This window comes from Yinghuangia sp. ASG 101 (assembly GCF_021165735.1).
Taxonomy (GTDB): Bacteria; Actinomycetota; Actinomycetes; order Streptomycetales; family Streptomycetaceae; genus Yinghuangia.
The window spans coordinates 1,848,419-1,862,335 of the sequence record NZ_CP088911.1; the positions used below are offsets into that span (position 1 = coordinate 1,848,419).

Below are 13,917 nucleotides of genomic sequence, written 5' to 3' on the forward strand. Positions count from 1 at the left end.
CGTTGCCCCCACCGTAGCGAATCCGGACCAACCGTCGCGCGCGACTCCGCCGAACGCGGGAGTTCCCGCGGGGCGAGCGGCTGTCATCCGGGACGAGGGCTGCCCTCGTCTCCCCTGCGACCGCGTGTGCTCCCCGCTCGGGGCGCGCGGCCCGGACGGTGGGTGTCAGACCTTGACCATGGGGTCGGACTCGGCCGGAGCGGCGGGTTCCGGGGTCACCGCGCGGCTCGGGCCGGTGCGGGCGTGGGTGGCGTACATCGTCAGGCCCACGAAGGCCAGGCCGCCGACGAGGTTGCCGAGCACGGTGGGGATTTCGTTCCACGCCAGGTAGTCCCAGACGGAGAAGTCGCCGCCGAGCATCAGTCCGGACGGGAACAGGAACATGTTCACCACGGAGTGCTCGAAGCCCATGTAGAAGAAGACCAGGATCGGCATCCACATGGCGATCACCTTGCCCGAGACCGACGTCGACAGCAGCGCCGCGACGACACCGGTGGACACCATCCAGTTGCACAGCACGCCGCGGATGAACAGCGTCAGCATGCCCGCGGCGCCGTGGTCGGCGTACCCGATGGTGCGGCCCTCGCCGATGTGGCCGATCTGTCGGCCGACCTCGTTGGGGTCGACGCTGAAGGCGTACGTGAAGGTGACGGCCATCATGAGGGCGACGGTGAGCGCCCCGGCGAAGTTGCCGACGAACACCAGTCCCCAGTTGCGCAGCACCGACTTGGGTTTGACGCCCGGCCGCTTGTCGATCAAGGCCAGCGGGACGAGGGTGAACACGCCGGTCAGCAGGTCGAATCCCAAGAGGTACAGCATGCAGAAGCCCACCGGGAACAGCAGGGCTCCGACGATCGCCTGACCGGTCTGCACGGTGACGGTGACCGCGAACGCGGCGGCCAGCGCGAGGATGGCACCGGCCATGAAAGCCCGGATCAACGTGTCCCGGGTGGACATGAAGACCTTCGACTCGCCGGCGTCGATCATCTTCTTGGCGAGTTCCGGCGGACTCACATAGGACATGGCGTTGCTCCTTTGCGGACGGGACGGGGGACGCTGAGGCAACCCGGGGGCTGTGTCAGCCCCTTGGGCCTGCCGAACCCGGAGCGACGCGACGATCGTGTGGGCCGGTGTTTTCCCGGCGATGACGGCGCCGCGAAGATCGGGTCACGTCGGTCTCACCCGCGCGGGGGCGTCGCGTGAGCGGCACGGTACGCGTGTTTCGCGGGTGTAAAAGGTCGAGACGATCACCGGTGCCCGCTGGCCCGCCGCGCCGCGACGAGGCAGGCTGCCGGGACAACCCCCCCGGCACGAGGAGCACGGTGTGACCCCGATCATGCGGAAGACGGACGCGGCGGAACTGGTGATCGCCGCGCGGGTACGCGGCGGCCACACGTGGGCGGACATCGCCGAGGCGATCGGCGCACCCGTCGTCTGGACCACCGCGGCGCTGCTCGGGCAGCACCCCCTGACCGCCGAACAGGCCGAGAAGGCCTGCGCGTTCCTCGGACTGGACGACGCCGTCGCGGAAAGCCTCCGCCTCCGGCCGTACCGGGGGTCCACGCCGGAGGCCATGGCCGACCCCACGGTGTACCGCTTCGCCGAGGCCCTGTCCGTCTACGGGCCCGCCCTCAAGGAACTGATCCACGAGGAGTTCGGCGACGGCATCATGAGCGCGATCAACTTCACCGTCGACATCAAGCGCCGCCCGGACCCCGACGGCGACCGTGTCGTCGTCACCTTCGACGGGAAGTTCCTCGACTACAAGTGGTAGCCGCCGTGTCCGCCGCCCACGCGAGGCGGTCGCGACCGGACGCCGGTCGCGGAGCCGCCGGGCGCTTCGCCTGCCGCACGGCAGGCGGGGCACGCCAGGCGGTGGGCGGCAGCGCGGCCCGCGGCGCCGGCCGTGACGCCCGCGCCGTCGGCTGACCCGCGGAGAGGGCCCGTCAAGGAGCCGTCAAGATCGCCCGCCGGGGTGTCAAGGGGGCGCTAGGACTTCGCGATGTGGGGCTTTTGAGGGATTTGTACGCCGCCATGGCTGGTAGCAATGGCGCGCATCATCCCTTCCCTCCCCATCCCGTCTGAGGTGACCGCGGTGTCCGACGTGGTTTTCGTCCTGGTGACGATCGCGTTCTTCGCGCTTGTCGTGGCCTTCGCCAAGGGGGTGGCGAAGCTGTGAGCGCGGACAGCGTGATCGGTCTCGTCACCGCCGTCGCCCTGCTGAGCTACCTCGTGCCGGCCCTCATCTTCCCGGAGAGGTTCCGGTGAGCGCCGGGGTCGCGGGCATACTCCAGGCCATCCTGCTCATCGCGGTCCTCGCCGCCGTGCACCGCCCGTTCGGCGACTACATGGCCGGGGTCTACACGTCCGACCGGCACCTGCGCGTCGAGCGGTGGATCTACCGGGCGGTGGGCGCGGACCCGGACTCCGGCCAGCGCTGGGGCATCTACCTGCGCAGCGTGCTGGCGTTCTCGATGTTCTCGCTGCTGGGCCTCTACGCGCTGCTGCGGCTGCAGAACCACCTGCCGTGGAGCCTCGGTTTCGCGCCGATGAAGCCCGACCAGGCGTTCAACACCGCGGCGTCGTTCACCGCGAACACCAACTGGCAGTCGTACTCGGGCGAGAGCGCCGTGGGCCACACGGTCCAGATGGCCGGGCTCACGGTGCAGAACTTCGTGTCCGCCGCGGTCGGCATGGCCGTCGCGGTGGCGCTGGTCCGGGGGTTCGTCCGGGTCCGGTCCGGCGAGATCGGCAACTTCTGGGTGGACCTGGTCCGCGGGTCACTGCGCATCCTGCTGCCGATCGCGGTCGTCGGCACGATCGTGCTGGTGGCGTCCGGGACGATCCAGAACCTGGCCTACCCGCACACGGTCACCACGCTCAACGGCGGTACGCAGACGATCACCGGCGGTCCGGTGGCGTCGCAGGAGGTCATCAAGGAACTCGGCACGAACGGCGGCGGGTTCTACAACGCGAATTCGGCGCACCCGTTCGAGAACCCCAACGCGTTCACGAACCTGTTCGAGATCTTCCTGATCCTGGTGATCCCGTTCTCGATGCCGCGCACGTTCGGCACGATGGTCGGCTCGGTCAAACAGGGCTACGCGATCCTCGGCGCGATGTTCGCGCTGTGGTTCGTCGCCGTCGTCCTCATGACGTGGGCCGAGATGCACCACGGCGGCACTGCCCCGGAACTCGCCGGCGGCGCGACCGAGGGCAAGGAGCAGCGGTTCGGCATCCCCGGTTCGTCGTTGTTCGCGACGTCCACGACCATGACCTCCACGGGTGCCGTCAACTCGTTCCACTCGTCGTACACCGGTCTCGGCGGCGGCATCACGCTGCTCGGGATGATGCTCGGCGAGGTCTCGCCCGGCGGTGTCGGGTCCGGGCTGTACGGGATGCTGATCATGGCGGTCCTGGCGGTGTTCGTCGCGGGGCTCATGGTCGGCCGCACGCCGGAATACCTCGGCAAGAAGATCGGCGCCGGCGAGATGAAGCTGGTCGCCCTCTCCATCCTGGTCGTCCCGGCGACGATCCTGACGATGACCGGCATCGCGCTGGCCCTGCCCGGCGAACGGGCGTCGATCCTCAACGCCGATTCGCCGCACGGGCTGACCGAGGTGTTGTACGCGTACACCTCCGGAGCCAACAACAACGGCTCCGCGTTCGCGGGCCTGTCGGCGAACACCGAGTACTACAACACCACGATCGGCTTCGCGATGCTGATCGGCCGGTTCTTCACCATCGCCCTCGTCCTGGCCCTCGCGGGCCGCCTGGCCGAACAGCGGCGGGTACCCGAAAGCGCGGGGACGCTCAAGACCCACCGGCCGCTCTTCGCCGGGACGCTCGTCGGCGTGATCGTCATCGTCACCGGCCTGACCTTCTTCCCGTCGCTGGCCCTCGGCCCGCTCGCGGAGGGACTGGCATGACCGGCCGTGTGCCCCCGCCCCGGGCGTCCGCCGGCGCCCGGACCACCCGCACGCCCGTCGGCCCGACGCTCGGCCCGCTCCCGGAGAGGTGCTGACATGCCCACCGCAACCCGAATACCCGCGTCCGAATCCGCGTCGGCCCCCGCGCGCCCGCCGGGTGCGGGACGTGTGGCCGCGGGCCTGTTCGAGCCGCGCCGGCTCGTGAAGTCGCTGCCGGACGCCGTCCGCAAGCTCGATCCGAGGGTGATGGCGCGTACGCCCGTCATGTTCGTCGTCGAGATCGGCTCCGTCCTCACCACCTGCATGGCCGTCAAGGACCCCGGGGTGTTCGCCTGGGTCACCGCGGTGTGGCTGTGGCTGACCGTGCTCTTCGCGAACCTCGCCGAGGCCGTCGCGGAGGGACGCGGCAGGGCGCAGGCCGACACGCTGCGCAGGGCGAGGACCGACACCGTCGCGAGACGCCTCGTGGACGGGCGCGAGGAGCAAGTGCCCGGCACCGGCCTGCGGGTCGGCGACCTGGTGGTGTGCGAGGCGGGCGACGTCATCCCCGGCGACGGCGACGTCGTCGAAGGCGTCGCGAGCGTCGACGAGTCGGCGGTCACCGGCGAGTCCGCGCCGGTCATCCGCGAGTCCGGCGGCGACCGGTCCGCGGTCACCGGCGGCACCCGGGTGCTGTCCGACCGCATCGTCGTCCGGATCACCGCGAAACCCGGCGAGACGTTCATCGACCGCATGATCGCCCTGGTCGAGGGGGCGGCCCGGCAGAAGACGCCCAACGAGATCGCCCTCAACATCCTGCTCGCCGCGCTGACGATCGTCTTCCTGTTCGCCGTGGTGACGCTGCAGCCCCTGGCGATCTACTCCGGTGCGGAACAGTCGGTCGTGGTCCTCGTCGCGCTGCTCGTCTGCCTCATCCCGACGACCATCGGCGCTCTGCTGTCGGCGATCGGCATCGCCGGCATGGACCGCCTCGTACAGCGCAACGTGCTGGCGATGTCGGGCCGCGCGGTCGAGGCCGCGGGTGACGTCAGCACCCTGCTGCTCGACAAGACCGGCACCATCACGCTGGGCAACCGGCAGGCCGCCGCGTTCCTTCCCCTCGACGGCGTCACGCGCGACGAACTCGCCGACGCGGCGCGGCTCTCCTCGCTCGCGGACGAGACTCCCGAAGGCCGCTCGATCGTCGTGCTCGCGCGATCCGCGTACGGCCTGCGCGAACGCCACGAGGGCGAACTCGGGGACGCCGACTGGATCCCGTTCACCGCGCAGACCCGCATGTCCGGCGTCGACATCACCGAGAACGGCACGGTCCGCCGCGTCCGCAAAGGCGCGTCGGCCGCCGTCACCGCGTGGGTGGCCGACCGCGGCGGCTCGGTGCCGCCGCGGTCGCGCGAGGCCGTCGACGCCATCGCCGCGGCGGGCGGCACCCCCCTGCTGGTCGCCGTCGAGGACGCCCGGGGTGCCCGCGTCCTCGGCGTGATCCACCTCAAGGACGTCGTCAAGGAGGGCATGCGCGAACGCTTCGCCGAACTGCGCCGCATGGGCATCAGGACCGTCATGGTCACCGGCGACAACCCGCTGACCGCCCAGGCGATCGCGGACGAGGCCGGAGTGGACGACTTCCTCGCCGAGGCCACCCCCGAGGACAAGATGGCGCTCATCAAACGCGAGCAGGCCGGCGGCAAGCTCGTCGCGATGACCGGCGACGGCACCAACGACGCGCCCGCGCTCGCGCGGGCCGACGTCGGGGTGGCGATGAACACCGGGACGTCCGCCGCGAAAGAGGCCGGCAACATGGTCGACCTCGACTCGGACCCGACCAAGCTCATCGAGATCGTCGCGATCGGCAAGCAACTCCTGATCACGCGCGGCGCGCTGACGACGTTCTCGATCGCCAACGACGTCGCGAAGTACTTCGCGATCATCCCGGCGATGTTCGCCGTCGCCAACGGCCCGGCGGCGCTGCACCCGCTCGACAGGCTCAACATCATGCAGCTCGCGACGCCCGAGTCCGCGATCCTGTCCGCGGTCGTCTTCAACGCGCTGGTCATCGTCGCGCTGATCCCGCTCGCGCTGCGCGGCGTGCGCTACCGGCCCATGACCGCCGACCGGATGCTGTCGCGCAACCTGGCCGTGTACGGACTCGGCGGCCTCGTCGCGCCGTTCGTCGGCATCAAGCTCATCGACATGGTCGTCTCGCTCATCCCCGGAATCGGTTGATCACATGGCCTCCCCGACAAGCACCCGCATCCGCGTGTTCCTGGCCGGGCTCCGCGCCCTGCTGGTCCTCACCGTCATCCTCGGCGTCGCGTACCCGCTGACCATGACCGGGCTCGCCCAGGCCGCCTTCGGGGACCGGGCGAACGGGTCCAGGGTCGAGGTCGACGGCCGGGAGGTCGGCTCCAGCCTCATCGGCCAGAACTTCGATCTCCTCGGCGACGACGGCGTCCCCCGCCTGTTCGACGCCCAGGGCCGCGAGGTCGTCGCCCGCGAGGCCGGCGACGGCACGACCGCCTACACCTACCTGGACGGCGGCACGCCGCTGCCCGACGAGCAGGCGGACGGCGTCGCGACGCGCCCCGACCCCGCGTGGTTCCAGCCGCGGCCGTCGGCCGGGGCGTACGACCCACTCGCCTCCGGCGCGTCCAACTTCGGCCCGGAGAACCCCGAGTTCATCGGGCTCGTCAAGGACCGCAAGGCCGCCGTCGCCGCGTTCAACGGCGTCCCCGAGGACCGCGTCCCCGCCGACGCGGTCACCGCCTCCGGTTCGGGTCTGGACCCGCACATCTCCGAGGCCTACGCCCTCATCCAGGTGAACCGCGTCGCGGGCGCCCGCGGCCTCGACCCCGCGGCCGTGCGGAGCCTGGTCGCGGACCACGTGGAGGGCCGCGTGATGGGCTTTCTCGGCGACGAGCGCGTCAACGTCCTGGAGCTGAACATCGCCCTGACCCGGCAGGCCAAGGCGTAGGCCCGGCGCCGGATCTGCCGCTCGCGCGGCGCGGCCCCGGGGGCAACACGCCTTCGGGGCCTCCCGATTCGGCGGCGGTCGGCACCGCGTCCGGCCCGAACGCGTCGCAGGCACAGACCGGTTGCCGGTCGCCGAAGGTGATCCGCCCGAGGCCGCGGGCCGTGGCACGGTCGAGGAGCGTCGCGGACGTCCAGCCGGGTGCGGCGCCGTCCCGCAGTCCGTCCACCAGGCGCCGGGCGTTGGCCTGGTGCCGGGCGAACCGCGCCGGAGGCACGCACCTTCCCCGGGCGACCTGCGCCGCCCACGCCGTCGCGGGGTCGGCGTCGACGACGAGCACGTGGGCCCGCCTGCCCTGCCGCCGCACGTCGCGCAGCACCCACGAACGCACCAGCGGCACGGCGCCGAAGTCATGGATCACCACCGGCCCGCCGCCGCGGACCACGGCCCGCAGGCGCCGAAGATGCGCGCAGCGCACCGCGGGGCGGACCGCGCGGTACGGCAACCAGGGCGGGAGCGTCGCCTGCCGGCGCATGCGGGTGTCGCGCGAGTCGACGAGCGTCACCCGCTCACACCGCGCCATGAGCGTGCTCTTGCCCGCACCGGGCAGCCCCGCGACCACCAGCACGTCCGTCGCGCCGTAGCACAGGGCCTCGGGCGCCGGCCCGCCGCGTAAGTCGTGAACTCCGAGGGGACGCAGGGCCGTTGCGCACACATGCCCGACGCCGTCCCGCACATCCACTCCCTCACCCGGAACCAGAACCAGTGCGTATGCCGCGCGCGGCCCGGACCATGCCGCTCTCCCGGCCCCGCGGGATTCTACAGCCATGTAGTTGCCGGAACACCGCCGCGACCACGACGACCAACAGCGCGGCGCCGTAAGCGCTTTCGTGGACAACGCGGACCTGCGCCTCGGACAGGCCCAGGGTCCAGGTGAGATAGACCGCGTATCCGGCCGGCGCGACCGCGAGCCATTCCACCCGGCCGTCAAGGGCGGCCAGGGCCACCAACAGCAGTGCGTACCACGGGTAGTTGGGGGTCAGGACGAGGAGCAGGACGCCGGTCATGGTGAGGGCGGCCGACCACGGGCGGTCCGGATCGGAGCGGCGCGTCACCGGCACGGCCGCGGCGAGGAGCACCGCGACGGCCGCGTACGGCGTCGCCGCCCGCGGCATGACCAGGCCCAGCAGGGCGAAGCGCGCGCCGGCACGACGCGGATCACGACGAACGCGGCGACCCGAACACCGCCCAGGGGAGCGCAGCGACGTCGCGGTTCCGTCGACGGTCCTGGCCCAGGCCGAGGCCAGGTGCTCCTGGGCGAGCTTGGTGGCGGCGTAGACGTTGCGCGGGTCGGGAGCGGCCTCCTCCGAGACCTGGCCCGGGGTCAGCTCGGCGCCGCAGCGCGGGCACCGCGGTTCGAAGCGGCCGGCTTCGAGATCGGCGGCGGGACGGGGGCCGGGCACGACGCGGCCGTGGCTCCCGCATGCGTAGCGGCCCTCGCCGTACACGACCATCGAGCCCGCCAGGACGAGGCGCCGCACCCCGGCGCGGGCCATTTCGGCCAGCAGGACGGCGGTGCCCAGGTCGTTGCAGCCGACATACCGCGGGGCGTCGTCGAGGTCGAGGCCGAGACCGACCATCGCCGCCTGGTGGCTGACCGCGTCGACGCCGCGCAGCGCGGCGGCCACGGTGTCGCGGTCGCGGACGTCGCCGCGGTGGAAGTCGACGTGCTCCGGCACCTCGGGTGCCGCCCGGTGCACGGCCGGCAGGAGCGCGTCCAGGACGCGCACCTCGTGACCGGCCTCGGTGAGGGCGGACACGACATGCGATCCGATGAACCCGGCGCCTCCGGTGACAAGGATTCTCATGGCCGGGACGCTATGCGCGCGGGCGGCGCACCCCCAGGGCGATCGGCACTTCGTCAGGCTTTCGTAAGCGTCGGCCGCGCGGTCCGCCGCACCGACCGAGGGCCGGTGGGCGATCGGCGGGACGGGCCGTGTTGTTTGTGCTCCGGGGCACGCGGGGATCTCCGGGCGCATGGTTGATCTGCCGTTCGATGACCGGGCCGATTTCGACAACGCCGACCGGGGCTGGATCGCCTCGCTGGAGCCCGGGGTGGTCACCGCCGCCGACGGGCGGGTGGTGTGGGACAACGACGTGTTCGCGTTCCTGGCCGGGGCCTGCCCGGAGACGGTGAATCCGTCGCTGTGGCGGCAGTCGCGGTTGTGCGCGAAGCAGGGCCTGTACGAGGTGGCCGAGGGGCTCTACCAGGTCCGCGGCCTGGACCTGTCGAACATGACCCTGGTCGAGGGCGACCGGGGAGTCGTCGTGATCGACCCGCTGATCTCGGCGGAGACCGCGGCGGCGGCGCTCGGTCTGTACCGGGCGCACCGCGGCGACCGCCCGGTGACCGGGATGATCTACACGCACTCGCACGTCGACCATTTCGGCGGGGCGACGGGCGTCATCCCCGAGGGCAACCCCGACGGCATCGCGATCCTGGCACCGGCCGGGTTCGTCGAGCACGCGGTCGCGGAGAACGTGTACGCGGGGACCGCGATGGCCCGGCGCGGCGCCTACATGTACGGCAACACCCTCGACAAGAGCCCGACCGGCATGGTCGGCACGGGCCTGGGCCAGTCCGCGTCCTCGGGCACCACCGCCCTGATTCCGCCGACCCGCGACATCACCCACACGGGCCAGCGGGAGGTCGTCGACGGGGTGCGGATCGTCTTCCAGCTCACCCCGGGCACCGAGGCGCCGGCGGAGATGAACTTCCACTTCCCCGACCTGCGGGCGCTCTGTCTCGCCGAGAACGCCACCCACAACCTGCACAACGTCCTGACGCTGCGCGGCGCGGTGGTACGCGACGCACGGGTGTGGTCGCGCTACATCGCCGAAGCGGTCGAGATGTTCGCCGACGACACCGACGTCGCGTTCGCCTCGCACCACTGGCCGACCTGGGGCCGCGACGACGTGGTGCGGTTCCTGGAGGAACAGCGGGACCTGTACGCGTACCTGCACGACCAGACCCTGCGCCTGCTCAACCGGGGTCTGACCGGCCCGGAGATCGCCGAGCGGTTCGCCATGCCGCCCGCGTTGGCGGCCACGTGGCACACCCGCGGCTACTACGGCTCGGTGTCCCACAACGTCAAGGCGATCTACCAGCGGTACATGGGCTGGTTCGACGGCAACCCGGCGCACCTGTGGCAGCACCCTCCGCGCGAGGAGGCCGTCCGGTACACCGCCTGCATGGGCGGCGTCGACGCCGTCGTCGCACTCGCGGGCCGGTACGCGGCCGACGGCGACCTGCGGTTCGCGGCCACCCTGCTCGGCCACGCGGTTTTCGCCGACCCGGACCACCCGGCAGCGAAAGCCGCGCTCGCGGACGTCTTCGAACGGCTGGGCTTCGGCGCGGAATGCGGACCGTGGCGGAACTTCTTCCTCACCGGGGCCAAGGAGTTGCGCGACGGGATCACCCCCACGCCGTTCGCGATCTCCCGGGGCATGGTCGCGGGACTGTCCCGCGAGCAGGTCTTCGACTCACTCGCGATCCGTGTCAACGGCCCCAGGGCGTGGGACATTTCGCTGACCATCGACTGGGACTTCGCCGACACGGGCGACCGCTACCGCACGACGCTCTCGCACGGCGCGCTGATCCACCGCCCCCGCGTCGACCACACGGCCGGGGGCGCCGACGCCACCCTCACCCTGACGAAACCGCAGTTGTTCGCGCTGTTCACCGACGGCACCACGGACGGCATCACGACGGACGGCGACACGGGCGCCCTGGCACGACTCCTGGGCGTCCTGGACGACCCGGACCCGAGCTTCGCCGTCGTCACTCCCTGAACGCGTCCCGCCCGCGGGCCGCGTCCGGTCCAAGCCGTTGTGCCGGGCCGATCACCGCGAATCGGTGACCGGCCGCGCGACATCCCACGACCACACCACCGCCGGCGCCTCCGGGCCGGGCACCGTCGCGACGCGCGCGGCCCGACCTCACCCCGACGATCCCCCGTCGGCCCGACGGCGACCCGCCGCACACCTTCGCCGCCACCCCGACACGAGCCGACCGGATGCGTTGTGCGGGTCACCGCGATACCGGACCCGGTTCGAGGAACGCCCCGGTACCCGGCGGTGGTTCGGGCTCCGGGGGTCGCGCCGCGAGCGAGGCGGCCGTCCCGGGGCGGCGCGGCGACCTGGCACTGTCGCGTCGCGGGCGAGGCACCGCCCCGGCGGCCGTGCGGCCTACGACCGGTCGATGAAGTCCGGCTCGGAGAAGTCCGCGACACACGCGTCGATGCGGGCCGACTCGCCGCGCTTGCCGGTCTGTTCGCTCACCACCTTGCCGTCCACGCTGAGCCGACAGGTGATGGTGTCGTCCGGCGACACACTGGCCGAGGCGTACATCAGCATGTGCATCCGAGTGTCCGGCGTCGTCACCTCGATCGTGTGGGACCAAGGCAGTTGGGCGTCCTTGGCTTCCTCCCCTTCCGAATTGGGGTCGTCGACGCTGTAGGTCACGTCGACGGGCCCGGTGCCGACCACTTCGTAGAGCACGGTGTGCTTCGACGACTTGGCATCCCCGTCGTCCGAACAACCGGTGACCAGTGTCGTGGCCACGAGCAGTGCGGCGGCGGCGGTAAAGGTACGCAATGCGGTTCCCCGTGCTTCTTCGTGCTGCGCGATGGATGCTGCGGACGCACGGCGACGTGGCAACGGAGCCCGGGGTGGTCCGAAACCCGACCGGCGATCCCGCAGACGTTCGGCCCCTGACCGGCCGAAGGCCCGCAGAGTTTAGCGCCGACGACTCCGCGCGGAACCGCGCTTGCCGCTGAGCGCGAGGACGCCACGCCGGGCGGACGATCGGCCCGCCCCCCGGCGCCGCGTGCTGCCTTCGGGACGCGGACGGGGTCGGCGTGGAGTGCGGCGACGCGGGGAGGGGACGACGGCCCCGGACCGGTGGCGGCACAAGGCTTGGGGCGCACCGTCGTCCGGACGATCACCGGGCGGCGGCACGCGTCGGCGGGCGCCCGGACCGTCCGGTCGGCCGCCTCGCGAGCGCGCCGCGCGGCGCGGCTGCGCGGGCTCCGACGCCGCGTCGGGCACCCCGACCTTCTACGCGGCGTAGAAGTCAGCATAGGCTTGCCTAACGCCGTAGCCGCCGCCCGTGCGAGGAGTCCGATGTTCGCCCAGCCCCACGCGGGGACTTCGCGGGTTCCCCGCCGCCCGGGGACCACGCCGCGGACGGTGTCGGGCCGGTGCCGGAGGCGCCGCGCCGCGGAGCCGGCGATCGGTGCGGGACGGCTACGCGTCCGTTTCACGCAGCAAGGCGCGCAGCGTCCGCTCGTCCTCGGGGTCGAGCGCGTTGACGAACCGCCGCAGCACCGACGCGCGGTCGGGCTCCTCGGCGAGCAGGCGGCTCATGCGCGAGGCGCTGAGCGTGGCGGCGTCGGAGACGGCGCCGTAGCGGTAGGGGCGTCCGTCGCGCCGCCTCGTGACCGCGCCCTTGGTGTGCAGCCGGGTGAGGATCGTCACCACGGTGCTGTACGACAGCCCCGACGACGCGCCGAGTTTCTCCAGCACCTCGCCGGGCGTGAGCGGCTGCCCCGCCTCCACGAGCACGGTGATGACCTGGCCCTCAAGCTGGCCGGAACGCCTGCGCGGGACGGCGGGTTCCGGCTCCTGGCGCGCGTTCCGAGTCACACGACAACCCTAGCCATGCGCGAGGCCGCCGGTTCGCGGGGGCATCGGGGTTTCTCGCGTCGTGGGGCGAACTCCGGTACGTGTCCGGGCTCGTCGGCGGCGCGCGCGGGAGCGGCGGGACGGTCGCGACCCGGCGTGCCCGCATCCCCCGTTCCGACGTCGGGACCGCGCGGCTGCACCCCTGGTCTCCGCGGGCCTGCGTCGACGCCGCGCCGCGGCCCGCGCGGTCTCCGCGGGCGGCCGATGCCGCCGTGGAGCCGGGGCGTCCGCCGCGCGGGCCGCGTCCGCCACGGCGTCGGCGTCGGCATCGGCATCGGCGGCATACGGGAGTTGACGCCCTGATGTTCGATCACTTCGCCTGGTCGGTGGCCGTCGTCCCCGTCCTGGTCGTCGTCCTCACATTGCCTTTGGCGCGCCGCCTCTCGCCGTCGGTCGGTGCGGCGGTCCTCGCGTGGTCGGCCGTGGTGGCCGCGTGCGCGAGTCTGGTCAACCTCGGTCTGTTCGCGGTCAAGGCGGTGGCCGAAATCCCGGCGGTCGCCGAACGCTTCGGGTGGTCCCACCGCGTCGTCGCCGAGGACACCGCGCACGTGCCGTGGGTCTCGTGGGTCTCCGCCGCGTGGCTGGTCTGGTCGGTCGCGGCCGTGGCGCGCGTCCGGCGGCGGCACCGCCGAGGCCACCGCATCGCCGAGGAGTTCGCCCATCTCCCCGCCGACCGGCAGGTCGTCGTGGTCGAGAGCGACGCCGTCGACGCGTACGCCGTTCCCGGCAGGCCGGGACGGATCGTGGTCACGACCGCCATGCGGGAGGCCCTGACCCCCGAGCAGTACGCGGCCCTTCTGGCGCACGAACGCGCCCATCTCGACGCCGGACACCCGCGGCTGATCATGCTCGCCGAGTCGGCCGGCGCGGCACACCCGGCCCTGCGGTGGGTCGCCCGCCGCGTGGGCTACCTGATCGAGCGCGCCGCCGACGAGGCCGCGGCCGTCGCCGTCGGGGACCGCAGGACCGTGGCCCGGGCCATCGGAACGGCCGCGCTGGCATCGGTGCACGCGCCCGGCCCCGCCGTCCCGGTGGCGACGTCCTTCGCCCGGAGCCGCAAGCGCCCCGGGGCCATCCCTTCGCGCGTGGCCGCGCTTCTCGTGCCCGGCGGCCCGGGCCTCACCAAGTGGGTCGGCCTGCTCCCCGCGCTGGCCGCCGTCTCCTCGGCGGCGTGGACGGGTGAGGCGCTGCTCGACTTCTGCCAGCTCCTCCACGGCGCCGCGGTGGGGTCCCGATGACCGCGACCCGCGCGCGAGGACTCCCCGGGAACCGTCCACG

The 13,917-nt window shown here is 72.5% G+C and carries 12 protein-coding genes; 7 read left to right on the plus strand and 5 right to left on the minus strand.

What is annotated here, in order from left to right; translation table 11 throughout:
- Positions 1-165: 165 nt before the first annotated feature.
- Positions 166-1,023 carry a formate/nitrite transporter family protein gene (locus LO772_RS07540; protein ID WP_231777603.1) on the minus strand — a complete coding sequence of 286 codons (858 nt, stop codon included), beginning with the start codon at positions 1,021-1,023 and terminating at the stop codon, positions 166-168.
- Positions 1,024-1,336: 313 nt separating this feature from the next.
- Between LO772_RS07540 and cynS the strand changes: the two genes are divergently transcribed.
- The 5 genes from cynS to LO772_RS07565 all read left to right on the plus strand — a co-directional run bounded on the left by cynS (position 1,337) and on the right by LO772_RS07565 (position 6,897).
- Entirely contained in the window at positions 1,337-1,774 is a 438-nt protein-coding gene (cynS, locus tag LO772_RS07545) for a cyanase (RefSeq protein WP_443089440.1), read from the plus strand.
- 401 nt (positions 1,775-2,175) lie between these two features.
- Positions 2,176-2,268, plus strand: a complete 93-nt coding sequence (kdpF, locus tag LO772_RS07550) for a K(+)-transporting ATPase subunit F (protein WP_231777604.1) — start codon at positions 2,176-2,178, stop codon at positions 2,266-2,268.
- The gene (gene kdpA, locus LO772_RS07555; protein WP_231777605.1) at positions 2,265-3,929 is read left to right on the plus strand and encodes a potassium-transporting ATPase subunit KdpA; all 1,665 of its coding nucleotides are present in this window, start codon (positions 2,265-2,267) and stop codon (positions 3,927-3,929) included. Before kdpF ends, kdpA begins: the two co-directional genes overlap by 4 nt.
- 96 nt (positions 3,930-4,025) lie before the next feature.
- Positions 4,026-6,149, plus strand: a complete 2,124-nt coding sequence (gene kdpB / locus LO772_RS07560) for a potassium-transporting ATPase subunit KdpB (RefSeq protein ID WP_231777606.1) — start codon at positions 4,026-4,028, stop codon at positions 6,147-6,149.
- 4 nt (positions 6,150-6,153) lie between these two features.
- Positions 6,154-6,897 carry a potassium-transporting ATPase subunit C gene (locus LO772_RS07565; protein ID WP_231777607.1) on the plus strand — a complete coding sequence of 248 codons (744 nt, stop codon included), beginning with the start codon at positions 6,154-6,156 and terminating at the stop codon, positions 6,895-6,897.
- Here the strand turns inward: LO772_RS07565 and LO772_RS07570 are convergent.
- Both LO772_RS07570 and LO772_RS07575 read right to left on the minus strand, forming a co-directional pair.
- Complete coding sequence (locus tag LO772_RS07570; RefSeq protein ID WP_231777608.1) at positions 6,848-7,630, minus strand: AAA family ATPase; 783 nt, start codon at positions 7,628-7,630, stop codon at positions 6,848-6,850. The two genes, LO772_RS07565 and LO772_RS07570, sit on opposite strands and share 50 nt — an antisense overlap.
- Before the next feature lie 10 nt (positions 7,631-7,640).
- Positions 7,641-8,762 carry an NAD-dependent epimerase/dehydratase family protein gene (locus tag LO772_RS07575; protein WP_231777609.1) on the minus strand — a complete coding sequence of 374 codons (1,122 nt, stop codon included), beginning with the start codon at positions 8,760-8,762 and terminating at the stop codon, positions 7,641-7,643.
- 169 nt (positions 8,763-8,931) lie between these two features.
- On the opposite strand from LO772_RS07575, the gene LO772_RS07580 reads away from it, so the two are divergent.
- On the plus strand, positions 8,932-10,746 hold the full coding sequence (locus tag LO772_RS07580; protein ID WP_231777610.1) for an alkyl/aryl-sulfatase: 1,815 nt from the start codon (positions 8,932-8,934) through the stop codon (positions 10,744-10,746).
- 396 nt (positions 10,747-11,142) lie between these two features.
- Here the strand turns inward: LO772_RS07580 and LO772_RS07585 are convergent, their stop codons facing one another.
- Positions 11,143-11,550: an MmpS family transport accessory protein gene (locus tag LO772_RS07585; RefSeq protein WP_231777611.1), complete on the minus strand. Its 408-nt coding sequence runs from the start codon at positions 11,548-11,550 to the stop codon at positions 11,143-11,145.
- A gap of 651 nt (positions 11,551-12,201) precedes the next feature.
- Positions 12,202-12,600, minus strand: a complete 399-nt coding sequence (locus tag LO772_RS07590) for a BlaI/MecI/CopY family transcriptional regulator (protein ID WP_231777612.1) — start codon at positions 12,598-12,600, stop codon at positions 12,202-12,204.
- 341 nt (positions 12,601-12,941) lie between these two features.
- Here LO772_RS07590 and LO772_RS07595 point away from each other — a divergent pair, with 341 nt between their 5' ends.
- Complete coding sequence (locus tag LO772_RS07595; protein WP_231777613.1) at positions 12,942-13,877, plus strand: M56 family metallopeptidase; 936 nt, start codon at positions 12,942-12,944, stop codon at positions 13,875-13,877.
- Positions 13,878-13,917 lie beyond the last annotated feature (40 nt).

What these genes read in the sequence shown, in the direction of transcription:
- LO772_RS07565 (WP_231777607.1), top strand. Translation starts at nt 6,154, where the DNA reads ATGGCCTCCCCGACAAGCACCCGCATCCGCGTGTTCCTGGCCGGGCTC.
- LO772_RS07580 (WP_231777610.1), top strand. Translation starts at nt 8,932, where the DNA reads ATGGTTGATCTGCCGTTCGATGACCGGGCCGATTTCGACAACGCCGAC.
- cynS (WP_443089440.1), top strand. Translation starts at nt 1,337, where the DNA reads ATGCGGAAGACGGACGCGGCGGAACTGGTGATCGCCGCGCGGGTACGC.
- LO772_RS07595 (WP_231777613.1), top strand. Translation starts at nt 12,942, where the DNA reads ATGTTCGATCACTTCGCCTGGTCGGTGGCCGTCGTCCCCGTCCTGGTC.
- kdpB (WP_231777606.1), top strand. Translation starts at nt 4,026, where the DNA reads ATGCCCACCGCAACCCGAATACCCGCGTCCGAATCCGCGTCGGCCCCC.
- LO772_RS07540 (WP_231777603.1), bottom strand. Translation starts at nt 1,023, where the DNA reads ATGTCCTATGTGAGTCCGCCGGAACTCGCCAAGAAGATGATCGACGCC.
- LO772_RS07575 (WP_231777609.1), bottom strand. Translation starts at nt 8,762, where the DNA reads ATGAGAATCCTTGTCACCGGAGGCGCCGGGTTCATCGGATCGCATGTC.